The organism is Streptomyces sp. NPDC048290 (genome assembly GCF_040652095.1).
Taxonomy (GTDB): domain Bacteria; phylum Actinomycetota; class Actinomycetes; order Streptomycetales; family Streptomycetaceae; genus Streptomyces.
In genome coordinates this window covers 359,498-384,844 of sequence record NZ_JBEZLM010000008.1, presented here as the reverse complement: position 1 = coordinate 384,844, position 25,347 = coordinate 359,498, and the positions used below count along the sequence as shown (strand labels likewise).

Genomic DNA, 25,347 nt, shown 5'->3' with positions numbered 1-25,347 from the left:
CGCCGGGTCCGGTGCCGGGTCCGTGCCCGTGCTGCGCGCCGAGGGCCTGGTCAAGACCCATCACGGCGAGGGCGCCCCGGCACACGCGGTGCGCGGGGTCGATCTGAGCGTGCGGCGCGGCGAGTTCGTGGCGATCACCGGTCCGTCCGGGGCCGGGAAGTCCACACTGCTGCATCTGCTGGGCGGCCTCCAGCGCCCGGACGCCGGGCGGATCTGGCTGGACGGCGAGTGCACCGACGCCTACAGCGAGGCCCGCTGGGCGGTACGGCGCCGCAAGCAGATCGGGATCGTCTTCCAGTTCTTCAACCTGGTCTCCAACCTGTCCGTCGCCGACAATGTGGAGCTGCCCGCGCTGCTCGCCGGGACGGCCCCGCGCCAGGCCCGCGCCGAGCGCGAGAAGCTGCTGGCCGAGCTGGGGCTGACGGGCAAGGAGCGGAGTATGCCGGGCGAGCTGTCCGGCGGTGAGCAGCAGCGCGTCGCGCTCGCCCGCGCCCTGGTCAACCGGCCCCCGCTGCTGCTCGCCGACGAACCCGCGGGCAGCCTGGACAGCAAGGGCACCCGGGAGGTCGTCCGGCTGCTCGGCCGCTTCCACCAGCGCGGCCAGACCATCGTGCTGGTCACCCATGACGCCCGGCTGGCCAGCGCCGCCGACCGGGTGATCAGCTTCTTCGACGGCCGGATAGCCGACGACGCACCCCTGGACGGCCCGCCGAAGCGGCGCGGGACCGGCATCTCCGGGGTGCTGGAGCTGAAGGACTGACCCGGTGCGAGCCATGGTGCGCTGGACGCACTCCGATCTGCGCACCCATCGCGGCGAGGCGCTGTTCCTGGTGCTGGCCACGGTCGGCATCGTCACCTCGCTGCTGCTGGCCGCCGCCCTCTTCGGCTATGCCACCAACCCCTGGCAGCGCACATTCACCGAGGCCAACGGCGCCCATGTCTGGCTGCGCACCAGCGTCACCGCCGACACCCGCCAGCTCGCCCGGCAGGACGGCGTGGAGTCGGTCGCCGGGCCCTACCCCATCGTGGCCACCACCGTCGTCTCGCGCGGCGCCCGCGCCGCCGTGGAGCTGCGCGGGGTCGGCCAGGAGCCGGACGTGGGCCGCCCCGTAGGGCTCGACGGAAGCTGGCTGGACCAGGACGACCCGCGGGGCGTGGTCCTGGAGACCTCCCTCGCCCGCGCCCTGGTCGCCGAACCCGGCGACACCCTCACCATCCCCGGCACCACCCGCACCCTGCGGGTCCGCGGGGTCGCCGACACCGCCGAGCCGCGCTACCAGCCCGGCAAGCGCCCCGGTCTGATCTGGGCGCCCCCGGCCGCCGTCCCCGACCCCGACCGCCAGTTCATCGGTCTGCGCCTGACCGACCCGGAGGACACCGCGTACGCCACCCAGCGCGCGGTCACCGTGCTGGGCGGGGGCGCCGTGCGCGACATCGGGAACTGGCGGCGCGCCCAGTCCGAGGCACAGGGCGACAACCGGCTGCTCGGCCAGGTGCTGGGGCTGTTCGGGCTGGGCGCGCTGCTCGCCGCCGGACTCGCCGTGCACGGGGCGATCAGCACCCGTATCCGGGGCCATCTGCGGGACATCGCGGTGCTCAAGGCGATCGGCTTCACCCCGGGCCAGGTGGTCCGGGTCTATCTGCTCCAGCATCTGCTGTACGCGCTGCTGGGCGCGGTGGCCGCCGCCGCGCTCACCGAGGCGCTGGGCACCCGTATCCCGGGACGGCTCGGGGAGGCGGTCGGGGTGTGGCAGGGGCTGGCCGGCCACACCGCCGTGCTGTTCGCGGCTCCGGCGCTCGCGGTGCTGTTCATCGGCGCCACCACCGGGCTCGCCGCCTGGCGGGCGGGCCGTATCCCGCCGGTGCCGGTGCCCCGTCCGGCGGCGTCCAGCGGGGGGCGGCTGTCCGGGGCGGCCCGCCGGGCGCTGGGGCTGCGGCTGCCGCCCGCGCTGGTGCTGGGCTGGCACACCGCGTTCACCCGCCGTCCGCGCACCCTGGCCACGGTCGCCCGGCTCACCCTGCCGCTGCTGCTGATGGTGGTGGCGATGAGCGCCTGGACCACCATCGACCGTTTCCACACCGAGCCCGAGCGCGTCGGGCTGCCCGCCGCGCTCACCGTGCGCGCCGACGGCACGCTCACCGATCCCGGCACCCGTGCCCTGCTGGGCCGCGATCCCCAGGTCACCGACGCCTACCCCGGCGTCGAGGTGGCCGCGCTGGTCCCCGGCCAGACCGCGACGATCGCCCTGCGCGGCCTCGGCACCCGCGCCGACCCCTACCCGTACACGCTGGCCGAGGGGCGCCGGGCGACCGGTGCGGACGAGGCGGTGGCCGGTCAGGGGCTGCTCGCCCTGCTGGACGTACGGGTGGGCGACTGGGTGCGGATGACGGTCGGCGACCAGCCGCAGGTGCTGCACATCGTGGGCCGCACCATCGAACCGGAGAACGCCGGCCGGGTGATCACCACCTCGCTGGAGACCCTGCGGGAGAACGACCCGTCGCTGCGCCCGACCCTGCACCAGGTACGGCTCGCGCCCGGCGCCGACCCGAACGTGGTCGCGGCCCGGCTCGCGGACGCCGGGGACGGCCATCTCGACGTCCACACGGTCGGCAACCCGGCGGACGGACTGACCACCCTGCGCGGAGTGGTCCTCGGGCTGACCGCGGTGCTGGCGCTGATCGGGCTGATCGAACTGCTCACCACCATCGGCGGCACGGTCCGCGAGAGCGAACGCGATCTGCTCGCCCTGAAGGCGATCGGACTGTCCCCGCGCCAGATCACCGCGATCACGGTGACCGCGACGGGCTGTACGGCGCTGGTGGCGGTGGTGCTGGCGCTGGCGCTGGGGCTGCCGCTGGCGCACTGGCTGATCGACGCCCAGGGCCGGTCCAGCGGGATCGGCGCCGGGATCGCCGTGGGACCACCGGGGCCGATGCTGGCGCTGCTGGGCGGCTGCGCGGTGCTCGGGGCGGTCGCGCTCGCGGCGCTTCCGGCGACCCGCGCGGCCCGGCGCCGGCTGGCGGACTCCCTCAGCGCGGTCGCCTGAGCGAGCCCACCGGGGTCTTCGGCGGCCGGTGGGGCGAGACCACCGGGGTCTTCAGCGGCCGGTGGGGAAAGCCCGCCGGGGTCTTCAGCGGCCGATGCGGAGAGACCACCGCGGCCTTCGGCGGCCGGTGGGGAAAGCCCACCGGGGTCTTCGGCGGCCGGTAGGGAGACCCCGCCGGGATCTCCGGCGGCCGGTGGGGAAAGCCCACCGGGGTCTTCAGCGGCCGATGCGGAGAGACCACCGCGGCCTTCGGCGGCCGGTGGGGAAAGCCCGCCGGGGTCTTCGGCAGCCGGTGGGGAGACCCCGCCGGGATCTCCGGCGGCCGATGCGGAGAGACCACCGCGGCCTTCGGCGGCCGGTGGGGAAAGCCCACCGGGGTCTTCAGCGGCCGGTGGGGAGACCCCGCCGGGATCTCCGGCAGCCGATGCGGAGAGACCACCGGGGTCTTCAGCGATGACCTGGGAAAGCCCGCCGGTACCTCCGGCGGCCGATGCGGAGAGACCGCCGGGATCTCCCACCGTCGACGAGGGAACCCGCCGGGATCTCCCACCACCGCCCGAGACAGCCCGCCGATATCTCCGGCCACCGCCCGAGACAGCCCGCCGGTATCTCCGGCCGCCGCCCGAGGGAGCCCAGGTGGGGCCCCCGGTCAGCCGCGCCCGCGCAGCTTCCGGTACGTGGCCACCAGCGCCGTCGTCGACGCGTCGAGACCGGGCACCTCGGCGCCCTCGGTGAGCGCGGGCTCGATCCGCCGGGCGAGCACCTTGCCCAGCTCCACACCCCACTGGTCGAAGGAGTCGATGTTCCACACCGCGCCCTGCACGAACACCTTGTGCTCGTACAGCGCGATCAACTGGCCCAGCACGTACGGGGTCAGCTCGCGGGCGAGGATCGTGGTCGTCGGGTGGTCGCCGCGGAACGTCTTGTGCGCGACCAGTTCCTCGGGGACGCCCTCGGCCCGTACCTCCTCGGGGGTCTTGCCGAAGGCCAGGGCCTGGGTCTGGGCGAAGAAGTTGGCCATCAGCAGATCGTGCTGCGCGCGGAGTTCCTCGCTCAGCTCCGCCACCGGCTCGGCGAAGCCGATGAAGTCGGCCGGGATCAGCTTGGTGCCCTGGTGGATCAACTGGTAATACGCGTGCTGTCCGTTGGTGCCGGGCGTGCCCCACACCACCGGCCCGGTCTGCCAGTCCACCGGCTGTCCGGCACGGTCCACGGACTTGCCGTTGGACTCCATGTCGAGCTGCTGGAGATAGGCGGTGAACCGGGAGAGGTAGTGCGAGTAGGGCAGTACGGCATGCGACTGGGCGTCGTGGAAGTTGCCGTACCAGATGCCGAGCAGGCCCAGCAGCAGGGGGACGTTGGACTCGGCGGGGGCGGTGCGGAAGTGCTCGTCGACGGTGCGGAAACCGGCGAGCATCTCCCGGAAGCGGTCCGGGCCCACCGCGATCATCAGGGACAGTCCGATGGCGGAGTCGAAGGAGTAACGGCCGCCGACCCAGTCCCAGAAGCCGAACATGTTCGCCGTGTCGATGCCGAACTCGGCGACCTTGTCCGCGTTGGTGGACAGGGCCACGAAGTGCCGGGCGACGGCCGCGTCGTCGCCGAGGGCGGCCAGCAGCCAGCCGCGCGCGGAGGTGGCGTTGGTGACCGTCTCGATGGTGGTGAAGGTCTTGGAGGCGACGATGAACAGGGTCTCCGCCGGGTCCAGGTCCCGGGTCGCCTCGTGCAGATCGGCGCCGTCGACATTGGAGACGAAGCGGACGGTGAGGGCGCGGTCGGTGAAGGCGCGCAGCACCTCGTAGGCCATCGCGGGGCCGAGGTCGGAGCCGCCGATCCCGATGTTGACCACGTTCTTGATGCGCTTGCCGGTGTGGCCGGTCCACTCCCCCGAGCGGACCTGGTCGGCGAAGGCGGCCATCTTGTCCAGGACGGCGTGCACCCCGGGCACCACGTTCTCGCCGTCGACCTCGATCACCGCGTCCCGGGGGGCGCGCAGCGCGATATGCAGCACCGCCCGGTCCTCGGTGGTGTTGATCTTCTCGCCACGGAACATGGCGTCACGCAGCCCGAAGACATCGGTGGCGGCGGCCAGCTCCCGCAGCAGCCGCAGGGTCTCGTCGGTGACCAGGTGCTTGGAGTAGTCCACATGCAGGTCGCCGACCTGGAGCGTGTAGCCGGTGCCGCGGGCGGGGTCGGCCGCGAAGAGATCCCGCAGATGGGTGTCCGCGAGCTGTGCGCGGTGCTTGGCCAGAGCGGTCCACTCGGGCGACTGGTTGAGCCGGGTACGGCCGTCTGCGTTCATGGTCCCAACCTAGCCCAGGCCGGGACCGGCTCCATGCAGCTCCGGCCGGACACCTGGGGGTGCCCGGCCGGTCTCCAAGTTCTAGATCTCGCCCCGCAGTTTGGCGAGCGCCTCGGCGAGGATCGCCTCGCCGTCCGCGTCGCTGCGCCGCTCCCGGACGTAGGCCAGGTGGGTCTTGTACGGCTCGGTGCGCGGGGGGTCCGGCGGGTTGTCCCGGTCCTGCCCGGCCGGGAAGCCGCAGCGCGGGCAGTCCCAGGTCTCGGGCACCTGCGCGTCGCTGGCGAAGCTGGGCTGGGTCTCATGCCCGTTGGAGCACCAGAAGGAGATGCGCAGACGCGGGGCGGACTCGCCACGCTCGGCCTCGCCCATCGGCCCCGCCCCGACCCGGCTTCCACGGATCGCGTTGCCACTTGCCACGGTCGTAACTCCCTGCGTGATGGTGCCGCGAAGCGAGTCGGCGTTTCGCTCCGCTGCGAGCGCCTCAGTCTACGTAAGGCCCAACGCGCGTCCAGTGACCGGAGTTACCGGCCCCACACACAGACGCACGCCCCATGATAGGCCGCGCTCTGCGGCGCGTACCGAACATGGGGCGTTACGTGGGGATCGGGTTCGCGGCGGTGTCAGTCCAGCTTCATGAGCAGGGCGAGCACGATGATGCACGCGAGCCAGAGCAGCCCGACGATCAGGGTGATGCGGTCGAGGTTGCGCTCGGCGACCGAGGAGCCGCCGACGGAGGACTGCATACCACCACCGAACATGTCGGAGAGGCCGCCGCCCTTCCCCTTGTGCATCAGCACCAGCAGCATCAGCAGCAGGCTGAAGACGATCAGGGCGATCGAGAACCCCATAACCACGGCTGGACCAACTTCCTCGGATCTGGATCGACGACGACGGGGGCCGGAGCCCGCTGCCCGGAGCCCGTGCGGGGCACGGACGGGTACGAAGCCTACGGCCCCCGCAAGGGTACGACGTAACGCCGCTACGGCCTACTCACTGCTCGCAGCGGTGCGGGCACTCACTGGTCACGGAACCGGACGATCTTCACGAACTCCTCCGAGTCCAGTGAGGCACCGCCGACCAGGGCACCGTCGATGTCGGCCTGCGCCATGATCTCGGCGACGTTCCCGGCCTTGACCGAGCCGCCGTACTGGATACGGATCGCGTCGGCGACGTCCTGGGAGTACAGCTCGGCGAGCTTGGCGCGGATCGCCGCGCAGACCTCCTGGGCGTCCCCGGCGCCGCAGACCTTGCCGGTGCCGATCGCCCACACCGGCTCGTAGGCGATCACGATCGTGCCGGCCTGCTCGGCGGTGACGTCCTTCAGACCGCCCTCGACCTGGGTGAGGGTGTGGGAGACATGGTCGCCCGCCTCGCGGACGTCCAGCTCCTCACCGACGCACAGGATCGGGGTGAGGCCGTGCTTGAAGGCCGCCTTGACCTTGGCGTTGACGATCGCGTCGGTCTCGGCGTGGTACTGCCGTCGCTCGGAGTGACCGACGGCGACATAGCTGCACTTCAGCTTGGCCAGCATCGGGCCGGAGATCTCGCCGGTGTAGGCACCGGAGTCGTGCGCCGAGATGTCCTGGGCGCCGTAGCGGATCTTCAGCTTGTCGCCGTCGACCAGTGTCTGGACCGAGCGCAGGTCGGTGAAGGGCGGCAGGACGGCGACCTCGACGGCCTCGTAGTCCTTGTCGGCGAGGGCGAAGGCGAGCTTCTGGACGTGCGCGATGGCCTCGAGGTGGTTGAGGTTCATCTTCCAGTTGCCGGCCATCAGGGGCGTACGGGTCGTCATGCGGGGTCAGTCCTCCAGTGCGGCGAGGCCGGGGAGCGTCTTGCCCTCGAGGTATTCGAGGGAGGCGCCGCCGCCGGTCGAGATGTGGCCGAATGCGGCTTCGTCGAAGCCCAGGGTGCGGACGGCCGCGGCGGAGTCGCCGCCGCCGACCACGGTGAAGCCCGGGGAGTCGAGCAGGGCCTGGGCGACCGCCTTGGTGCCCTCGGCGTAGTCGGGGTGCTCGAAGACGCCCATGGGCCCGTTCCAGAAGACGGTGGCGGCGTCGGCGAGCTTGGTGGCGTACAGCTTGCGGGTCTCGGGTCCGATGTCGAGACCCATCTGGTCGGCCGGCATGGCGTCGGCGGCGACCGTCGTGGGGTGCGTGGGGGCCTGGGCGCTCAGGTCCGGGAAGGCGGGCGCGACCAGGGCGTCGACCGGCAGGACCAGCTCGACGCCGGTCTTCTCGGCGCGCTCCAGATACTCGGTGACCTGGGCGAGCTGGTCCTCCTGGACCAGGGAGGTGCCGATCTCGTGGCCCTGGGCCTTGAGGAAGGTGTAGGCCATGCCGCCGCCGATCAGCAGCCGGTCGGCCTTGGCGAGCAGCTCGTCGATCACGGCGAGCTTGTCGGAGACCTTGGCGCCGCCGAGGACCACGACATAGGGGCGCTTGACGTCCTCGGTGAGCTTCCTCAGGACGCCGACCTCGGTGGCGATGAGGTATCCGGCGTAGTGCGGCAGCCGGGCCGGGAGGTCGTAGACCGAGGCGTGCCCCCGGTGGACGGCGCCGAAGCCGTCGCCGACGTAGGCGTCCGCGAGGGCGGCGAGCTGGTCGGCGAACGCGCCGCGCTCGGTGTCGTCCTTGCTGGTCTCGCCCGGGTTGAAGCGCAGGTTCTCGATCACCGCGACCTGGCCGGGCTGGAGGCCGTCCACCGCGGCGTGGGCGGCCGGGCCGACGGTGTCCTGGGCGAAGGCGACGGGGGCGCCGAGCAGCTCGGCGAGCCGCTCGGCGGCCTGGAGCAGGGAGAACTGGGTGTCCGCGGGGCTCTTGGGGCGGCCCAGGTGGGAGGCGACGACCACCTTGGCACCGGCCTCGGCGAGCGCCCGCACGGTGGGCAGCACGGCCCGGATGCGGCCGTCGTCGGTGATCAGACCGTCCGCCATCGGGACATTGAGGTCGGCGCGGACGAAGACCCGCCGGCCGTCCACCCCCGCGGCGAGCAGTGCGTCGATCGTCTTCATGGAGTACTCCTGGTCAGGGTCTCTTGATCGGTTGATCGTAGGAGAGCTGATCGGTCCGTTCGCGGGCCGGGGCGTCCGTACGCGCGGCAGGGCTCGGGCGGCGATTGCGCGCGCCGCCCGAGCCCTGCTCTCACACGGAGATGCCCGCTCTGGGGATCAGAGCCGGTCGCCGACGAAGACCGTGAGGTCGACGAGGCGGTTGGAGTAGCCCCACTCGTTGTCGTACCAGCCGAGGACCTTCACCGAGGTGCCCTCCTGGACCATGGTCAGGGAGGAGTCGAAGGTGCAGGACGCGGGGTCGCTGACGATGTCCGAGGAGACGATCTCGTCCTCGGTGTAGAAGAGGATGCCCTTCAGCTCGCCGTCGGCGGCCTTCTTGAACGCGGCGTTGACCTCGTCCTTGGTGACCTCGCGGCTCAGCTCCACGACCAGGTCGGTGACCGAGCCGGTGGGGACCGGGACGCGCATGGCCATGCCGTCGAGCTTGCCCTTGAGCTGCGGGAGGACCAGCGCGGTGGCCTTGGCGGCGCCCGTGGTGGTCGGGATGATGTTCTCCGCGGCGGCGCGGGCGCGGCGCAGGTCCTTGTGCGGGAAGTCCAGGATGCGCTGGTCGTTGGTGTACGCGTGGACGGTCGTCATCAGACCGCGGACGATCCCGAAGTTCTCGTCCAGCACCTTCGCCATGGGCGCCACACAGTTGGTGGTGCAGGAGGCGTTGGAGATGACGTGGTGGTTCGCCGGGTCGTACTGGTCCTGGTTGACGCCCATCACGATGGTGACGTCCTCGTTCTTCGCCGGGGCGGAGATGATGACCTTCTTGGCCCCACCGGCGATGTGCTTCTCGGCGTCTTCCTTCTTGGTGAAGATGCCGGTCGACTCGATGACGATGTCGACGCCCAGCTCGCCCCACGGGATGTCGGCGGGGTTGCGCTCGGAGAGGACCTTGATCGTCTTGCCGTCCACGGTGATCGTGTCGGCGGTGTGGGAGACCTCGTGCTTGAGGCGGCCCAGGATGGTGTCGTACTTCAGCAGGTGCGCGGTGGTGGCGGTGTCACCCAGGTCGTTGACAGCCACGATCTCGATGTCGGCTCCCTGCTCCAGGAGCGCCCGGAAGTAGTTGCGACCGATGCGGCCAAACCCGTTGATGCCTACGCGGATCGTCACGAACCGATCTCCTCGTTGGGTACACCGGCTCTTGATGCCGGCGAGCTTGAATTGGGATGTCCCCGACCACCCACGACCCTACCTCTCCGGCGCCCCGTCGGTGACATCGAGAGGTCCTGTACACGGCAGGACGGCCCGTACCCGTCGGTAGGGGTACGGGCCGTCCGGGGCCGGCCGGGGCTGAATCTGGTGGGGTCCAGCCCCTGGGGTCCAGCTCTTGGGTTCAGCTCTTGGGTTCAGCTCTTGGGTTCAGCTCTTGGGTTCAGCCTTTTTGCTTTTTGTCGGGTTTGGCTCGGGGGCTCAGCTGTCGAGTGAGGCGAGCGCCTTGCGGATCAGGGTGGCGCGGTCGGCGGCCGTGGTGAGGTGCTCCAGACCGAAACCGAGCAGCACGGTGTCGTCGGTGGTGACGGCGCCGTACGTCCGGAACAGCTCGCCGGTGCGGGCCCAGTCCTTGACCACGGCGGGGCTGCCCGGCGGCGGGCCCGGGGTGGTCCAGGCGCCGAGGGAGGTCTCGAAGCCCTCGGTCTGGCCGGTGCCGCCGATGACCACGCTGGTGTCGTCGGCGAGGACGCCGGCCTCACCGCTGCCCGGGTCGGTGACATAGCTCAGGGACAGCTCGACGGTCTTCCCGGCGTAGGCGGACAGGTCGAACTCGACCTTCTGCCAGCCGGAGGAGGTGCCGGTGAAGCTGTTCCAGGTGCCGCTGGTGCCGGTCGGGGTGCAGCCCGAGGCGTCCCGGGTGAGATAGCGGCCGAGGGCGGGGTGGGCCTGGATGAAGAACCCGGCCTCGCACTCGGTGGGCACGGTGGTGCTGGTGGCGCCGTTCTTGTCGGCGAGCGTGGTCCAGTCGGAGCCGCCCGCGGTACGGGCCTCCAGCAGGACGTGGTCGTAGCCGCCCTCGGTGTCCCAGAACAGCTGGGTGCTCAGGGTCGGCTGCTGGGCGGCGGTCGCCGCGGTGAGGTCGACCGTCCGGGTGAGCCGGTTCCAGGCGTAGTCGGAGTGGGTGACGGCGGCCATGGACGCGCCCGCGTAGGGACCGTACGGGTTGACCGTGCCCGGGTACTGGCCGCCGCCCGCGCTGCGGAACTGCGGGAAGGTGTCCGGGGACAGGGTGTCGGAGGTGGTGCTGTAGGAGCCGGCCAGGTCCAGCGGGTTGCCGGGGGCCGCGCCGAGCGCGCCGGAGGCTCCCGCGAGCTTGCCGCCGCCCTGGAACGCGGTGGCGTTGCGCAGGCTGGTGCGGGAGAAGGCGCCCAGGTAGTACTGGCTGAAGTCGTTGGACGGGGTGCCGTCGGCGAGGGCGACGCTGCCGCCGGCCCGTTCGCCCGCCTCGATCAGCCGGCCGCCCTCGTTGAGGTAGGCGCGCAGCTGGAGCTGGGTGGGATTGCCGGGGATGGCGCTGCCGGTGTAGTGGACGACGGTGTCGAAGTGCGCGAGCACCCCGAGCGCGTCGGGGGCGCCCTGGGTGGCGACGTCCCAGACGATCGCCTTGCGGCCGTTGGCCTTCAGCGCGTCGACATAGGTCTGTGCCTGGGTGGCCGCGGCGCCCTCCTCGGCGACGACCAGGGTGTCGGCGCGGGGGCGTTCGGCGATGGTGTAGGTGTGGCGCTGGCTGGTGACCTTCTTGCCGGAGCGGGTCTCGCCGGTGAACCAGACCTCGACCGTGTCACCGGGGTCGCCGTCCTGGACCTTGGCGCGGTACTCGTCGAAGTAGAGGTTGTCCTCGCCGCCGAAGACCTCGCCGCCCTTCCAGGCGCGCAGGGTCTGGTCGTGGACCCGGCCGCCGTTGACCCGGTAGCGCAGTTCCTTGTCCCGGACCGACTTGCGGGCGACGACGGAGATCTCCTGGTCGGCGCCGCGCGAGTAGGAGGTGGTGAAGGGCGCCGGGGTGAAGTCGGGGGCGTCGATGCCGACCGAGGACTTCGGGCGGTCGGGGGTCGCGGCGGACTCGGCGACGGAGAGCGCGAAGGGGATGTTGGTGACGAACTCCTCCTGGATCAGCTTCTCGTCGTCCGGGAAGTTGAATCCGGAGCGGCAGTCCGCCGGGTTCCAGGCGTCGTTCGGGTCCTTGGCGGAGATGGTCTGGCAGGTGGACATCTCCGGGGTGAACATCGCCGTGCCGTTGACGTTGGCCGCGTGGCCGTCGGCCTCACCGTTGGTGGTGTACAGCTCCGAGCTGACCTGCGGGTGGTAGCCGGGGATGGCGGAGTTCTCGGGGGTCCCGGCGAGCGCCTTGTAGAGGACGTCGTCCGGGCTGTTGGTGGCGACCTGCCAGCCCACGCCGTAGAGCAGCAGCTCGGCGGCGGAGTGGTAGTTGATGCCGTACTCGAATCCGATCCGGCGCTGGAAGGCGTCGATGGCCTTGGTCTCGGGCTCGGAGTTCGGGCCGGGGCCGCGGTAGGTCTCGCTGGTGGGGTTCGGGGACGAGCCCTCGTTGTCGTAGCCCCACTTGTAGGAGAAGTTGCGGTTGAGGTCGACGCCGTCGCCGGTGGAGATGGCGCCGTCGCCGTTGAGGTCGCGCAGGTTCTTGCGCCACAGGCGGGTGGTGTCGCCCTGGAAGGTGTAGTCGTAGCCGTCGGGGTTGGCCGAGAGCACGAACCACAGTTCGGTGGAGTCGACGATGTTCCTGATCCGCCGGTCCTTGGTGTAGTTGTCCAGGTAGTGGTGCATCAGCCGCCGGGTCATCTCCGGGGTGATCCACTCACGGGCGTGCTGGTTGGACATGTACAGCACGGAGGGCTTGGAACCGTCCTTGCCGTTCTTGGCGTTCTTGGTGAGCTTCAGCGCGAGGATGTCCTGGCCGTTCACCGTCTTGCCGATGGAGACGACCTTGGTCAGCTTCGGGTTCTGCTGCGCGGTGCGCAGGATCTCCTCCTGGAGGCCGCCCGCGCCGCTGTACGGCCGGAAGACCCCGTCGGCGGCGGCCTCCACCCGGTTCTCCGCCTTCGCGGAGAGGGTGTGTTCGGCGAGGTCGACGCCCTTGTCCTGAAGTTTGTCGGCCTCCTTGTCGGTGAGGTAGACCTCCACGGTCGCGGTGCCCTTGTCGGGCGCCTGCTCACTGAGTTCGTGACCGTCCTGGCCCGCGGCCAGCAGGAGCGGGATCTGCTCCTTGGTGACCTCGGCCCGAAAGACCTTGACCTCGTCCGCGGCGGGAGCGGGCGAGGCCGGGGTGGCGGCCTGGGGGCCGCCGGGTAGTGCCTGGGCGATGGGCGCGATGAGCGCTCCGCTGGTCAGGAGCGCGCCGACAGCGAGGATCGATCTCGCTCTTTGTCTCATGAACCCCCCTAGCAGGTGTTCGCCCCAGTGGCGAATGCTGAAAGGCTCATGTCATGGCGTGTTCCAGTCAAGGGTTCGGGAACGGTTTGGGGGGATGGGGGGTGGGGTTTGGGGGGGTGGGGGGTCGAGGGGTGGGGGGTCGAGGGGTGGGGGGTCGAGGGGTGGGGGTTGGCGCGTGGGGGTTGGCGCGTGGGGGTTGGGGGTGCGGTCGGCGGTCGGCGGTGGGGATGGGGAGTTGGAGCCTGGGGTGCGGGGGGTGCGGGGGGTGTGGCGGGTGTGGCCGGGGGCGCCGGGCGGGTGAGCGAGGTGTGGGGGGGGGAGGGGAGGGGGGTTGGGGGCGTGGCTGGGGGATGCGCGGCGGGCGGGGGGCGGGTGTGGTGTGCGGTGGGTGCCGGTGCGGGTGGGCAGTCCCGGTGGGCGGGTGTGGTGTGCGGTGGGTGCGGGGTTGCCGGGGGCGCCGGTCGGGCGGGGACGGTGGGCCGTGGGTGCCGGGTGCGGCAGGTGGGGGTGGGGCGGGCACGGCGGTCGGGCGGGTGTGAGGTACCGGAGGGTGCGGGCGCCCGGTCGGGCAGGGGCGGGGTACGGCAGGTGCGGGCGGGGGCGGGCACGGCGGGCGTGCGCGCGGTCCACGGGAGGTACGGGCGGGCGCGGACACCCGGTCGGGCAGGGGCGGGGTACGGCAGGTGCGGGTGGGGGCGGGCACGCTGGTCGGGCGGGCACGGGAGGTACGGGCGGGCGTGGGGACGGCCGGTTCGTCTCGTGGCCGTGCGCGGGGTACGGCGGTGCCGTGCCGAGGGGGCGCCGCGGGGGGGGCGGTGAGGGCGGGTGTCCGCGGGTGTGTCGTACGTCGGGGAGGTCCGCCCGCCGGGTGGAGAGCGGGTGGGGGTGGCCGGCGGGGCGGGTGGCGGTCATCCGGCGACGTTGTCGACCAGTTCCTCCGAGAGGTTGGCGTCCGTGCCCGGGATGCCCAGGTCGGAGGCGCGCTTGTCGGCCATGGCGAGCAGCCGGCGGATACGCCCGGCCACGGCGTCCTTGGTCAGCGGCGGGTCGGCGAGCGCGCCCAGCTCCTCCAGCGAGGCCTGCTTGTGCTCCATGCGCAGCCGCCCGGCCGCGGCGAGGTGCTCGGGGACCTCGTCGGCGAGGATCTCCAGGGCCCGCTGGACCCGGGCGCCCGCGGCGACGGCGGCGCGTGCCGAGCGGCGGAGGTTGGCGTCGTCGAAGTTGGCCAGCCGGTTCGCCGTGGCGCGAACCTCGCGGCGCATCCGGCGCTCCTCCCAGGCCAGCACCGACTCATGGGCGCCGAGCCGGGTGAGCAGCGCGCCGATGGCGTCGCCGTCGCGGACCACCACCCGGTCCACACCGCGTACCTCGCGGGCCTTCGCGGGGATGGACAGTCTGCGGGCCGCGCCGACCAGGGCGAGCGCGGCCTCGGGGCCGGGGCAGGTCACCTCCAGGGAGGAGGAGCGGCCGGGCTCGGTGAGCGAGCCATGGGCGAGGAACGCGCCCCGCCAGGCCGCCTCCGCGTCACAGGTCGCCCCCGAGACCACCTGCGGGGGCAGCCCGCGGATGGGGCGGCCCCGGCCGTCGACCAGACCGGTCTGCCGGGCCAGCTGATCACCGCCGGCGACCACCCGTACGACGTAGCGCGAGCCGCGGCGGAGTCCGCCGGGGGCCATCACGATCAGTTCGGAACTGTGTCCGAAGATCTCCAGGATGTCCCGCTTGAGGCGGCGGGCCGCCATCGCCGTGTCCAGCTCCGCCTCGATCACGATGCGTCCGCTGACCAGGTGCAGCCCGCCGGCGAACCGCAGAATGGCGGAAACCTCCGCCTTCCGGCAACAGGTCCGGGTGACGGGGAGCCGGGAGATCTCGTCCTTCACCGCTGCCGTCATCGCCATGGGCCGATCCTTCCATGCATCCGAAAAATACGGTCGTACGCGGCGGCCAGCAGCTCCGGGTCATGCCTCGGAGTCCCGTCCGTCCGGGCCACCGTCGCCAGCTCCACCGCGGCTCCGAAACGCTGGGCGGCGTCGGTCAGCGAGTCGCGGTCGGGCACGGCGGCCTCGTCGGCCAGCACCACGTCCAGGGCGAGTTTAGGGGCGTGTCGTCCCAAAACCTCCAAATGACGCTGCGGGGAGAAGCCGTCGGTTTCTCCGGGCTGCGGGGCGAGGTTCAGCGAGAGTACCCGGCGGGCCTTGGTCTCGGTCAGCGCGTCCAGCAGTTCCGGGACGAGGAGGTGCGGGATGACCGAGGAGAACCAGGAGCCGGGGCCGAGCACCACCCAGTCGGCGTCCAGCACCGCGGCCACCGCCTCCGGGACGGCCGGCGGATCGTTCGGCACCAGGTGGACGGACTGCACCTCGCCCGGGGTGAGCGCCACGTTGGCCTGGCCGCGGATGGTGTCCACGTCGTCGGCGCGGGCCGGGTCATGGCCTCTGACCAGCGCCTGGAGCTCCAGCGGCACGGCCGACATGGGCAGCACCCGGCCGTGCGCGCCGAGCAGCCGGCCCACCAGGTCCAGCGCCTGCACATGGTCGCCGAGCTGCTCCCACAGGGCGACGATCAGCAGATTGCCGACCGCGTGGCCGTGCATCTCGCCCTCGGACTGGAAGCGGTGCTGGATGACCCGGGCCCAGGTCTGGCCCCAGTCGTCGTCGCCGCAGAGCGCGGCCAGCGCCTTGCGCAGATCGCCCGGGGGCAGGACCCCCATCTCGTCGCGCAGCCGCCCGCTGGAGCCGCCGTCGTCAGCGACCGTGACGACGGCGGTGAGGTCGCCGGTGATCCGGCGCAGCGCGGCCAGCGAGGCGGACAGGCCCATGCCGCCGCCGAGGGCGACGACCTTGGGCTGGGCGCCGCGGCGGCGCCCGCGCGCACCGCGTCCCACCGGGGCCGAACGGCCCTCGGCGGGCGTCCGGCCGTCCGGGGCGGAGCGGCCGTCGAGGGTCATCCGGCGCAGCCTGGCCAGCCGCGGAGAACGGTCGGTCATTCGCGGCCCATGTCCCGGTGCACGACCACCGTCTCCACGCCCTCGGCGGCGAGGCGCGCGGCGAGCTTCTCGGACATGGCCACCGAGCGGTGCTTGCCGCCCGTACAGCCGATGGCGATGGTCACATAGCGCTTGCCCTCGCGCCGGTACCCGGCGGCGATCAGCCGGAGCAGCTCGGCGTAGCGGTCGAGGAACTCCTTGGCGCCGGGCTGGTTGAAGACATACGCGGCGACCTCCTCGTTGAGCCCGCTGAACGGCCGCAGCTCCGGCACCCAGTGCGGGTTGGGCAGGAACCGCATGTCAGCGACGAGGTCGGCGTCGACCGGCAGGCCGTACTTGAAGCCGAAGGACATCACCGTGGCCCGCAGTTCGGGCTCCTCCTCACCGGCGAACTGGGCGTCCATCTTGGCCCGTAGCTCATGCACGTTGAGGCTGGAGGTGTCGATCACCAGATCGGCGTCGCCGCGCAGTTCGCGCAGGAGTTCGCGCTCGGCGGCGATGCCGTCGACGATCCGTCCGTCGCCCTGGAGCGGATGCGGCCGACGCACCGATTCGAAACGGCGTACGAGGGCGTCGTCGGAGGACTCCAGGAAGACGATCCGCCGGGTGACGTGCTTGGACTCCAGGTCGGCGAGCGACTCCCGGAGATTGTCGAAGAACCGCCGTCCGCGGACGTCGACGACCACCGCGATCCGGGCCACATTGCCCTGCGAGCGGGCGCCCAGCTCCACCATGGTGGGGATCAGGGCGGGCGGGAGGTTGTCGACCACGAACCAGCCGAGGTCCTCCAGACACTTCGCCGCGGTGGAGCGGCCGGCTCCGGACATACCGGAGATGATCACCAGCTCGGGGATGGCGGTCTCGGGAATCCCCGCTGCCGCTGTGTCCGTACTCACCTGTTCTCCGTCGTCGTCCTGATCGGTACCGGTCGGCGCTGCCGGTTCTGTGGCGGCCGGGGTCGCCTTGGCGGGAGTGGTCTTGGCCGGGGCCGCCTTGGCCGCGGCGGTCTCGGCCTGGGTGGTCTTGGCCTGGGTGGTCTTGGCCTGGGTGCTGTCGGCCGCCTGGTCCGGGGCCGGGTTCTTCCCCGAGGGGCCTGCCGGGGCCGAGGTGTCCCCGGCGGGGGCGTCGGGGACCGGGCCGGTGGTCGCCTCGCCGTCCCGGCCCTCGGGCGGGACCGCCCGTCGTGGTCCGGCTGTGTGCTGTTCGTCCTGCTCGCTCATGTCTCCTGCCCCCGTCGCTCGTCCGGGGCGCTCGCGGTCGCGGGCTCCCCTGAGGCCCCCGCCGTCGTCTCGGGTGCCTCGGTCTCGATGTCTTCCATGATCTCGCCGGTCGCCGTGTTCACGGCGGGTGCGGCCGGGGCCGCGCGGGCGAGTGCCGCGGCCACCGTCTCGGCCGTCTTGCGGCCTATACCCGGAACCTCGCAGATCTGGTCGATGGTCGCGGACCGGAGCTTCTTCACCGAACCGAAGTGCTTGATCAGCGCCTGTTTCCTGGTCTCGCCGAGACCGGGCACCTCGTCCAGCGGAGAGGACCGGAACCGCTTGGCCCGCTTCGTCCGCTGATAGGTGATCGCGAAGCGGTGCGCCTCGTCACGGACCCGCTGGAGCAGATAGAGCCCCTCGCTGGTGCGCGGCAGCACCACGGGGTCCTCGTCGTCCGGCAGCCAGACCTCCTCCAGCCGCTTGGCCAGCCCGCACACCGCGATGTCGTCGATCCCCAGTTCGTCCAGTGCCCGGCGGGCCGCGAGGACCTGCGGACGGCCGCCGTCCACGACCACGAGCTGGGGCGGATAGGCGAACTTCCGGGGGCGGCCGTCGTCGTCCTTGGGACCGGTGTCGGGCAGAGCGTTCCCCCGGCCGTCCATGATCCCTTCGGCACCGCCACCGCCGGTGGCTCCGCCGGTACCGGTGGCGTCGTGGGCCGGTACCGGTGTCCCGTCGACTGAGGCGGGTGTCGCGCCGACCGCCACCAGTGTCCCGTCAGCCGGGGCCGCGGTCCCGTGGGCTGCCGCGGGTGTACCGTCCGCCGGTGCCACAGCCCCGTCCGCTGCCACGGGTGTACCGTCCGCCGGTTGCGCCGTCCCGTCGGTCTGGGCCTCCGCCGGCCACTCGCCGGTGCGCTCCTTCTCGGCGAGGTAGCGGCGGAAGCGGCGGGTGATCACCTCGTGCATGGACCGGACGTCGTCCTGTCCCTCGAAGCCCTTGATCTGGAAGCGGCGGTACTCGCTCTTGCGCTGGAGGCCGTCCTCGAAGACCACCATGGACGCCACCACGTCGTCGCCCTGGAGATGCGAGATGTCGTAGCACTCGATCCGCAGCGGGGCGCTGTCCAGGTCGAGGGCCTCGGCGATCTCCTCCAGCGCACGGGAGCGGGTGGTGAGGTCGGAGGCGCGCTTGGTCTTGTGCAGCACGAGCGCCTGCTGCGCGTTGCGCTCCACCGTCTCCATCAGGGCCTTCTTGTCGCCGCGCTGCGGAACCCGCAGGGAGACCTGGGAGCCGCGCCGCTCGGCGAGCCACTCCTGCACCGGCTCCACCGGGTCGGGCAGCGCCGGGACCAGGACCTCCTTGGGCACCGAGTCGCCCTTCTCCTCCCCGTAGAGCTGCTGGAGGGCGTGCTCGACCAGGGCGCCGGTGGTGATCTCCTCCACCTTGTCGGTGACCCAGCCGCGCTGGCCGCGCACCCGGCCGCCACGGACATGGAAGATCTGGACGGCCGCCTCCAGCTCGTCCTCCGCGACCGCGATCAGATCGGCGTCGGTCGCGTCGGCGAGCACGACCGCGTTCTTCTCCATCGCCTTCTTCAGGGCCTCGATGTCGTCGCGCAGCCGGGCGGCCCGCTCGTACTCCATCTCCTCGGCCGCCTCCGCCATCTGCTGCTCCAGCCGGCGCAGATAGGTGCCCGTGCGCCCGGTCATGAAGTCGCAGAACTCCTCCGCCAGTTCCCGGTGGTCCTCCGGGGTGACACGGCCGACGCAGGGGGCGGAGCACTTGCCGATATAGCCCAGCAGGCAGGGGCGGCCGGTGCGGGCGGCGTTCTTGAAGACCCCGGCCGAGCAGGTGCGCACCGGGAACACCCGCAGCAGCAGATCCACGGTGTCCCGGATGGCCCAGGCATGTCCATACGGTCCGAAGTAGCGCACGCCCTTGCGCTTCTGGCCGCGCATCACCTGGACCCGCGGGAACTCCTCGTTCATCGTCACCGCGAGGTACGGGTAGCTCTTGTCGTCGCGGTACTTGACGTTGAACCGGGGGTCGTACTCCTTGATCCAGGAGTACTCCAGTTGGAGGGCCTCGACCTCCGTACCCACCACCGTCCACTCCACGGACGCGGCCGTGGTGACCATCGTGCGGGTGCGCGGGTGGAGTCCGGACAGGTCCTGGAAGTAGTTCGCCAGGCGCTGACGCAGGCTCTTCGCCTTCCCTACGTAGATCACCCTGCGGTGCTCGTCGCGGAATCGGTACACCCCCGGGGAGTCCGGGATCTCACCCGGCCTGGGGCGGTAGCTGGAAGGATCGGCCATGTCTCCAACCCTACTGGCGGGCACTGACACTCCGAGTAGCCTGTGGGCCACCCCGCGCGTCACCGTGTGTAACCACTCGAACCCCGCCTCTCGCAAGTACGGCTCGGTTGGGCAACAGGTGTTGTCGGGAATTGGTCAACACGCTTCAATGCGGGGGAACTCGGGGCGGGGAACGGCGGCGCACGGAGCGAATCAGGCCCGGCGCCTCCGGGGGGTGCCCCCACGACCAGCGACAACGGTCTGACCAGCCGTTGTGAACCGTGAGAGAAAGGCCGCTGCATGCCGCACGCCACTCAGCCCGTGGAGCACCACGACCTCACCACCGCGGAACTGGACACGGCCCTGCGCGGCGGCCCCTTCCATGTCGCCCTGCGCGCCGCCATCGCCGCCCGCGGCCTGCCGCTGCAACGCGTCCAGCACCATCTGACCCGCTACGGCGTGAAAGTCGGCGTCACCAGCCTGAGTTACTGGCAGCAGGGCGCCCGCCGCCCCCAGCGCCCCGAGTCCCTGCGGGCGGTCCGCGCGCTGGAGGAGATCCTCCAACTGCCCGAGGAGTCCCTGATACGGCTCCTCGCCGACGCCGACGACCAGCGCACCGGCGCCCGCGCCGCCACCCGCTCCTACCGCTCCCTCGTCGAGGCGACCGGCGTCCTGGAGCGGCTCCTCGGGGAGCTGGACATCCCGCTCGACGGCGGACTGCACATGCTCGGCCACCACGAACGCGTCGACATCGGCCCGCACCGCGAACTCCTCGGCCGCGAGTCCCACCACATCGTGCGCGCCCACCGCGACGGCGTGGACCGCTTCGTCGCCGTCCACCACGGCGACCCCGGCTGCGCCCCCGACCGCATGGCCGTGCACGCCCTGGAGAACTGCCGCACCGGCCGGGTCCGGCTCCACCACGACACCGGGGTCCTCGTGGCCGAGCTGCACTTCGGCGCCCGGCTCCGGGCGGGCGACACCTATCTCTTCCGCTACGCCGTCGAGGACGGCACCGCGGGCCCCTCCCGCGAGTACGTCCGCGGCTTCGGCCCGGCGGGCGGGCAGTACGCCCTCCAGGTCCGCTTCCACGAACGCGCCCTGCCCATGCGCTGCCACCGCTTCACCCAGCACTCGGCCGCCGCCCCGCGCAGCGGCCGTCAGGAGCTGCCCCTGACCGCCCACCACTCGGTCCACCTGGTGGAACCCCGGGTCCGCTCCGGCATCGTCGGCATCGGCTGGGACTGGGAGTAACCCGTCCGGCAGTGTCGCCTTCCCCCGCGCCGCTACGCCCGCGGCGCGACGACCAGCCGACCGCCCTCCGTCGTCACCGACAGCTCCGGCAACGCCACCGTCGCGGGCCCCTGGAGCACCTCACCGGTCCGCGCGTCGAACTCACTGCCGTGACAGGGGCAGACCAACGTCGTCCCCTCCAGCTTGTTGATCGCGCACCCGGCGTGTGTGCACACCGACCCGTACGCCTTCACCGCCCCGTCCGCGCCCCGGCTCACCACCACGTTGTGCTCCTGGTACAGCGCCGCCGCGCCCTTGCCGACCTCGCCCTCCGCGCCCACGTCCACCGGCCCGGTCGGCGCGGCGGCCCGGGTGCTGTCCCCCGGCGAACAGGCGGCCAGCCCCAGCCCCGCCGCCACCGGCACGACGGCCGCTCCCCGCAGAACGGTACGACGGCTCGCTGACGGACTGGTGCCGGACATAAGGACTCCACTGACGGTGCGCTGGCGGTGCCCGGTGACGATAACCGACGCCCCCACGGGCGGGCTGGGCAGGTCGGTTCCGGGCGCGTAAACGCTTGCGTAAGCGTTTACGCGGGGTGGGGGGATGGGATACGTTCCCGGCCGGGGGGCCGGCCGGGATGGGTGGCCTGGCCCACCAATGGGGTCGAGAGGGCCTGGGATCTCTGGGTTCTCTGGGATCTCCAGCCGACGGCTGGGGTGACGGGGGGCTACTGAGGGTGACCGGACTGACGGGGGGAGACGGGGGGGGACGCGCCGCCTCAGGGGCGAGCGGGGCGGTGACGGGATGCTCAGTGCTATCCCCGGAACACCGCCGGGCAGGTGACGAGGCCATCAGACAGCCCCGGCAACCGGGCAACCGGGCAACCGAGACGGAGGGAAGCTGACCGTGGCGACCATGGCGGACGTGGCACGCCGGGCAGGCGTCTCCGTGGCGACCGTCTCCCACGTCCTCAACGGCACCCGCCCCGTGCTCCCGCCGACCCGCCAGGCCGTCCTGGACGCCGTCGAGGCCCTGGGCTATACCCCCAACACCCTGGCCCGCTCCCTCGTCACCGCCCGCACCCGCTCCATCGGGCTCGCCGTGTCGGCGATCACCAACCCGTACTTCACCGAGATCCTCCAGGGCGTCGAGGCCGCCGCCCTGGAGCAGGGCTACAGCCTGCTCATCGCCGACCCGCACGACGACCCCGCCCATGAGCGCAAGGTCGTCCAGTTGCTGCACGAACGCCGCGTGGACGGCATGATCATCACCCCCTCCGCCGACCCGCACGCCCTTCTCACCTACCTCGACCGCCACACCGTCCCGACGGTCCTCCTGGACCGTCGCACGGACATCGCCGACCCGCACACACGCCCCCGCTTCGACCAGGTCTGTGCCGAGAACACCGCGCCCGTCGCCACGCTCGTCACCCACCTCGCCGGGCTCGGTCACCGCCGCATCGCGCTGGTCGCGGGGCTGCCGGGGCTCAGCACCACCACCGAACGCATCGCCGGATACCACCAGGGCCTCACCGCCGCCGGGCTCCCCCACGACGAGCGTCTCCTCGTACACGGCGACTCCACCGCCGAGGCCGCCGAACGGGCCACCGCCGCCCTCCTGGCCCTGTCCGTGCCGCCGACCGCCCTCATCACCGCCAACAACGCGATGACCATCGGCGCCCTGCGCACCCTGCGCGACCACGGCCTCTCCGTCCCCGCCGATCTCGCCCTGTGCTGCTTCGACGACTTCACCTGGGCCGATCTCTTCTCGCCCCGGCTCACCGCCATCGCCCAGCCCAGCCGCGAGATCGGCGCCGAGGCGGTCCGCGTCCTGCTGGACCGGCTCGCGCAACCGGACCGCCCCACGCGCACGGTGCGCCTGCCCTGCGCCTTCGTCCACCGCGCGTCGTGCGGCTGCCCCGACGAACGCCCCACTCCACGGCGCACCCCGCCCAATGCGCCTCCCCCCGCCCCGCTCCCCTCCCCGCAGTCCGTGCGAAGCCCCGGAAAGGAACCGCCCCGTGATCGTCGTCGCCGGTGAAGCCCTCATCGACCTGGTACCGCAGGGCACGGGCGCCCTCGCCACCCTCCAGCCCGCGCTAGGCGGCGGCCCCTACAACACCGCCGTGGCCCTCGGCCGCCTCGGCTCCCCCACCGCCTTCTGCTCCCGCACCTCACGGGACACCTTCGGTGAGGCTCTGCTCGACGGCCTGCGCCACTCCGGCGTGGACGTCTCCACCGTCCAGCGCGGCCCCGAGCCCACCACCCTCGCCGTCGCCACCCTCGACACCGCCGGTTCGGCCGCCTACGTCTTCTACGTCGAAGGCACCGCCGACCGGCTCTTCACCGCCCCCGCCGAGCTGCCGCCCGGCACCCGTGCCGTCTCCTTCGGCACCTGCTCCCTCGTCCTCGAACCGGGCGCGACGGCCTACGAGGAGCTCCTCAGGACCGCCGCCTCCCACGGCGTGTTCACCGCTCTCGACCCGAACGTCCGCGCCGTCCTGATCGACGAACCCGACGCCTACCGTGCCCGGTTCCGCAGCTGGCTGCCCTTCGTCACCCTGCTCAAGCTCTCCGAGGACGACGCCCGCTGGCTGGGCGGCACCCCGCAGGAGTGGCTCGCCCAGGGCCCCACCGCCGTCGTCGTCACCCGAGGCGGAGAGGGCCTGACCGTGTACACGCGGGGCGGCGCGAGCCAGTGGGCCGAGGGGGGCCACGGGGACCCTGGACAGCGGGGTGCCGCCGAGGAGTACCGGGAGTACTCCGTCCCCGGCGAGAAGGTGCACGTCGTCGACACCATCGGCGCCGGCGACACCGTCAACGCCGCGCTGCTGCACGGTCTCTCCCAGCAGCAGGCCCTGTCCGCCCCGGCCCTCGCGGCCCTCGGCCAGGACGGCTGGACCCGCCTTCTCCATTACGCCGCCCGTGCCGCGGCGATCACCTGCTCCCGGGCGGGCGCGGAGCCTCCGTACGCGGCGGAGGTGGGTCCGTTCTAGAACCTGGCGCGGGCGATACCGGACGTCGGTTCGACCCGAGCCGAGTGGGCAGGGACGCCTGGACCCGGGGTTGGCTCAGGCCCTGTCAGCCCGGACCCACGGCTCCCTGCCTCAGCCCCGGGGGCCTCGACATGCTTCACCCGCTGACCGCCCTCAGCGCTCCCGGCGTCCGCCCGTTCAGCCGGTCGAGGGCCGTCGCCGTGGGCTCGTCGGCCGGAAGGTGGACCAGCAGGCGCTGGCCGTCGCCCGGCAGGGAGAGCGTCTCGAAGGAGAGCCGCAGACGGCCCACCTCGGGGTGTTCCACGAGGTCGATCCCGGTACGGGCGGGCAGAAGGGGCGGGGCCGCGAGCCGCTCGGTGAACGCAGCCCCGGCGGTGACCGTCATCTCGTTCGCCAATTCGGCGACATGGTGGTCCTGGACGGTCGCCTCATTGCGCAGATGGGCGATCTGGTCATCGGCCAGCCGCTCCCAGTCGGGGTACGCGGAGCGGGCCCGGTCGTCGGTGAAGACCCAGCGCACCATGTTGGGCCGTCGTTTGCCGAGGGCGTCGAGCAGTCCGAGAGGGCGGGCGAACCGTTCATAGCCATGGGTGTGGGCGATGATGTCGCCGACCCAGTTGATCAGCACGGCCGGCGTGGGCTCCAGCCGGTCCAGGAGCGCCCGCACGGTCGGCCGTACCGTGAGCGCGGGCGGGCTGACCGAGGTGCAGAGGTTCTTGGCGTCGCCTGCTTCCTTGGCGAGCCGGAACATGAGGAACCGGTCGGGACGGCTCAGCAGCAGCGCGTCCCCCAGAGCGCCGAGCACCTGGGGTGAGGGATTGCGGTCACGTCCCTGTTCGAGGCGGGTGAGGTACTCGACGCTGATGTCGGCGAGCGTCGCCAGCTCGGCCCGGCGCAGGCCCGGGGTGCGACGGCGGGTGCCCGTGGGGAGCCCCACCTCGGCGGGGGTGAGGCCCTCACGTCGGGTGCGCAGAAAGGTGCCCAGGGGGTTGTCGCTCACCTCTCGAACGTACAGCGCGGTCCGCCGCGGAGGGTGGCCCTGCCACTACCACTCTCGGCGCGGTCTCCCTCCGGGGGCCGGGGGGCCGGAGGGTGGTGGCATGACTGACGATGACCGCTCCGCTTCGCTGACCACCGCCGCCGTGCCTCTGTCGCCCGGACACTGGAGGCTCGATCCGGGTGCCTCGGCCGTCACCTTCACCGTCCGCAAGGCGGGGATCATCAAGGTGCATGGACGGTTCACGGATGTGCGGGCGGATGTGCACATCGGGGAGCGGGCCGAGGAGAGCCGGGTGGTCGCGGAGATCGCCCTCGCTTCGTTCGACACCGGGAACGTGAAGCGGGACACGCATGTCCGCTCGGGGGACCTGCTGGACGTGGAGAAGCGACCGACCATGTCGTTCCGCACGACGGGGGTGTCCGGCCGGGGCGAGGACTGGACGATGGCCGGTGAGCTGACCATCGGTGAGGTGACTCGCCCGGTGTCGTTCGCCGTGACGTTCGGCGGGGTGTCGCGCTCCGCTGGGGGGCAGCGGGCGCGGGCCGCCTTCACGGCCGTGGGAGAGATCCGGCGCGGTGACTTCGGGCTCGGGTTCGCGCCGGGGTTCATTGGTTCTGTTGTCAAGGTGCGGTTGGACATGCGCTTCGTCGAGCCGCAGGGCCAGGACGGCTGAACTGATATGACAACGGGCGGCGCCTCGGGGGAAGTTCCCCCGGACACCGCCCGCGACGACGACCACCCGTTCGAGTGAAGAACCCTCGTACGAACCCTGTGGCCTGGTACGTCAGACAGGACGAGAAGACGGACTGAGCTCCACGACCCGGCCGGCTCCAGT

19 protein-coding genes are annotated in these 25,347 nt (G+C 72.1%); 6 read left to right on the top strand and 13 right to left on the bottom strand.

What is annotated here, in order from left to right:
• Positions 1-22: 22 nt before the first annotated feature.
• Together AB0D49_RS17000 and AB0D49_RS16995 are read left to right on the top strand one after the other, a co-directional pair.
• Complete coding sequence (locus AB0D49_RS17000; RefSeq protein ID WP_362757776.1) at positions 23-760, top strand: ABC transporter ATP-binding protein; 738 nt, start codon at positions 23-25, stop codon at positions 758-760.
• A 4-nt stretch (positions 761-764) separates the two neighbouring features.
• Positions 765-3,047 (top strand): FtsX-like permease family protein, encoded by a 2,283-nt coding sequence (locus AB0D49_RS16995; RefSeq protein WP_362757719.1) that lies wholly within the window; start codon positions 765-767, stop codon positions 3,045-3,047.
• A 649-nt stretch (positions 3,048-3,696) separates the two neighbouring features.
• Here AB0D49_RS16995 and pgi read toward each other — a convergent pair.
• The 11 genes from pgi to uvrC form a co-directional block, all read right to left on the bottom strand.
• Complete coding sequence (gene pgi, locus AB0D49_RS16990; protein WP_362757717.1) at positions 3,697-5,349, bottom strand: glucose-6-phosphate isomerase; 1,653 nt, start codon at positions 5,347-5,349, stop codon at positions 3,697-3,699.
• Between the two features lie 81 nt (positions 5,350-5,430).
• On the bottom strand, positions 5,431-5,766 hold the full coding sequence (locus AB0D49_RS16985; RefSeq protein WP_003976875.1) for an RNA polymerase-binding protein RbpA: 336 nt from the start codon (positions 5,764-5,766) through the stop codon (positions 5,431-5,433).
• Between the two features lie 203 nt (positions 5,767-5,969).
• Positions 5,970-6,197, bottom strand: a complete 228-nt coding sequence (secG, locus tag AB0D49_RS16980; RefSeq protein ID WP_362757715.1) for a preprotein translocase subunit SecG — start codon at positions 6,195-6,197, stop codon at positions 5,970-5,972.
• 167 nt (positions 6,198-6,364) lie between these two features.
• Complete coding sequence (gene tpiA / locus AB0D49_RS16975) at positions 6,365-7,141, bottom strand: triose-phosphate isomerase (protein WP_362757713.1); 777 nt, start codon at positions 7,139-7,141, stop codon at positions 6,365-6,367.
• A 6-nt stretch (positions 7,142-7,147) separates the two neighbouring features.
• Entirely contained in the window at positions 7,148-8,359 is a 1,212-nt protein-coding gene (locus tag AB0D49_RS16970) for a phosphoglycerate kinase (protein WP_362757711.1), read from the bottom strand.
• Between the two features lie 156 nt (positions 8,360-8,515).
• The gene (gene gap, locus AB0D49_RS16965; RefSeq protein WP_362757709.1) at positions 8,516-9,523 is read right to left on the bottom strand and encodes a type I glyceraldehyde-3-phosphate dehydrogenase; all 1,008 of its coding nucleotides are present in this window, start codon (positions 9,521-9,523) and stop codon (positions 8,516-8,518) included.
• A gap of 300 nt (positions 9,524-9,823) precedes the next feature.
• Positions 9,824-12,796 carry a M14 family zinc carboxypeptidase gene (locus AB0D49_RS16960; protein WP_362757707.1) on the bottom strand — a complete coding sequence of 991 codons (2,973 nt, stop codon included), beginning with the start codon at positions 12,794-12,796 and terminating at the stop codon, positions 9,824-9,826.
• 908 nt (positions 12,797-13,704) lie between these two features.
• Positions 13,705-14,694 carry a DNA-binding protein WhiA gene (whiA, locus tag AB0D49_RS16955; RefSeq protein WP_362757705.1) on the bottom strand — a complete coding sequence of 330 codons (990 nt, stop codon included), beginning with the start codon at positions 14,692-14,694 and terminating at the stop codon, positions 13,705-13,707.
• Positions 14,685-15,782: a uridine diphosphate-N-acetylglucosamine-binding protein YvcK gene (gene yvcK / locus AB0D49_RS16950; protein WP_362757703.1), complete on the bottom strand. Its 1,098-nt coding sequence runs from the start codon at positions 15,780-15,782 to the stop codon at positions 14,685-14,687. The genes whiA and yvcK overlap by 10 nt, the downstream gene beginning before the upstream one ends.
• A complete protein-coding gene (gene rapZ, locus AB0D49_RS16945; RefSeq protein WP_362757774.1) occupies positions 15,779-16,678 on the bottom strand; it encodes an RNase adapter RapZ in 900 nt (299 codons plus the stop codon). Before rapZ ends, yvcK begins: the two co-directional genes overlap by 4 nt.
• A gap of 320 nt (positions 16,679-16,998) precedes the next feature.
• Positions 16,999-19,302 (bottom strand): excinuclease ABC subunit UvrC, encoded by a 2,304-nt coding sequence (gene uvrC, locus AB0D49_RS16940; protein ID WP_362757701.1) that lies wholly within the window; start codon positions 19,300-19,302, stop codon positions 16,999-17,001.
• A 279-nt stretch (positions 19,303-19,581) separates the two neighbouring features.
• On the opposite strand from uvrC, the gene AB0D49_RS16935 reads away from it, so the two are divergent.
• Positions 19,582-20,535, top strand: a complete 954-nt coding sequence (locus AB0D49_RS16935) for a hypothetical protein (protein WP_362757699.1) — start codon at positions 19,582-19,584, stop codon at positions 20,533-20,535.
• A gap of 32 nt (positions 20,536-20,567) precedes the next feature.
• Here the strand turns inward: AB0D49_RS16935 and AB0D49_RS16930 are convergent, their stop codons facing one another.
• Complete coding sequence (locus AB0D49_RS16930) at positions 20,568-20,996, bottom strand: Rieske (2Fe-2S) protein (protein ID WP_362757697.1); 429 nt, start codon at positions 20,994-20,996, stop codon at positions 20,568-20,570.
• Positions 20,997-21,423: 427 nt separating this feature from the next.
• On the opposite strand from AB0D49_RS16930, the gene AB0D49_RS16925 reads away from it, so the two are divergent.
• Both AB0D49_RS16925 and AB0D49_RS16920 read left to right on the top strand, forming a co-directional pair.
• The gene (locus AB0D49_RS16925) at positions 21,424-22,557 is read left to right on the top strand and encodes a LacI family DNA-binding transcriptional regulator (protein WP_362757695.1); all 1,134 of its coding nucleotides are present in this window, start codon (positions 21,424-21,426) and stop codon (positions 22,555-22,557) included.
• Entirely contained in the window at positions 22,538-23,512 is a 975-nt protein-coding gene (locus tag AB0D49_RS16920; protein WP_362757693.1) for a carbohydrate kinase, read from the top strand. Before AB0D49_RS16925 ends, AB0D49_RS16920 begins: the two co-directional genes overlap by 20 nt.
• A gap of 136 nt (positions 23,513-23,648) precedes the next feature.
• Here the strand turns inward: AB0D49_RS16920 and AB0D49_RS16915 are convergent, their stop codons facing one another.
• On the bottom strand, positions 23,649-24,512 hold the full coding sequence (locus AB0D49_RS16915) for a helix-turn-helix domain-containing protein (RefSeq protein ID WP_362757691.1): 864 nt from the start codon (positions 24,510-24,512) through the stop codon (positions 23,649-23,651).
• Positions 24,513-24,612: 100 nt separating this feature from the next.
• Between AB0D49_RS16915 and AB0D49_RS16910 the strand changes: the two genes are divergently transcribed.
• On the top strand, positions 24,613-25,185 hold the full coding sequence (locus AB0D49_RS16910) for a YceI family protein (RefSeq protein WP_362757689.1): 573 nt from the start codon (positions 24,613-24,615) through the stop codon (positions 25,183-25,185).
• Positions 25,186-25,347 lie beyond the last annotated feature (162 nt).

Coding starts and splice junctions, on each gene's coding strand:
- AB0D49_RS16930 (WP_362757697.1), bottom strand. CDS start 20,996: ATGTCCGGCACCAGTCCGTCAGCGAGCCGTCGTACCGTTCTGCGGGGA.
- AB0D49_RS16910 (WP_362757689.1), top strand. CDS start 24,613: ATGACTGACGATGACCGCTCCGCTTCGCTGACCACCGCCGCCGTGCCT.
- AB0D49_RS16935 (WP_362757699.1), top strand. CDS start 19,582: ATGCCGCACGCCACTCAGCCCGTGGAGCACCACGACCTCACCACCGCG.
- AB0D49_RS16960 (WP_362757707.1), bottom strand. CDS start 12,796: ATGAGACAAAGAGCGAGATCGATCCTCGCTGTCGGCGCGCTCCTGACC.
- pgi (WP_362757717.1), bottom strand. CDS start 5,349: ATGAACGCAGACGGCCGTACCCGGCTCAACCAGTCGCCCGAGTGGACC.
- tpiA (WP_362757713.1), bottom strand. CDS start 7,141: ATGACGACCCGTACGCCCCTGATGGCCGGCAACTGGAAGATGAACCTC.
- whiA (WP_362757705.1), bottom strand. CDS start 14,694: ATGGCGATGACGGCAGCGGTGAAGGACGAGATCTCCCGGCTCCCCGTC.
- AB0D49_RS16970 (WP_362757711.1), bottom strand. CDS start 8,359: ATGAAGACGATCGACGCACTGCTCGCCGCGGGGGTGGACGGCCGGCGG.
- uvrC (WP_362757701.1), bottom strand. CDS start 19,302: ATGGCCGATCCTTCCAGCTACCGCCCCAGGCCGGGTGAGATCCCGGAC.
- secG (WP_362757715.1), bottom strand. CDS start 6,197: ATGGGGTTCTCGATCGCCCTGATCGTCTTCAGCCTGCTGCTGATGCTG.
- yvcK (WP_362757703.1), bottom strand. CDS start 15,782: ATGACCGACCGTTCTCCGCGGCTGGCCAGGCTGCGCCGGATGACCCTC.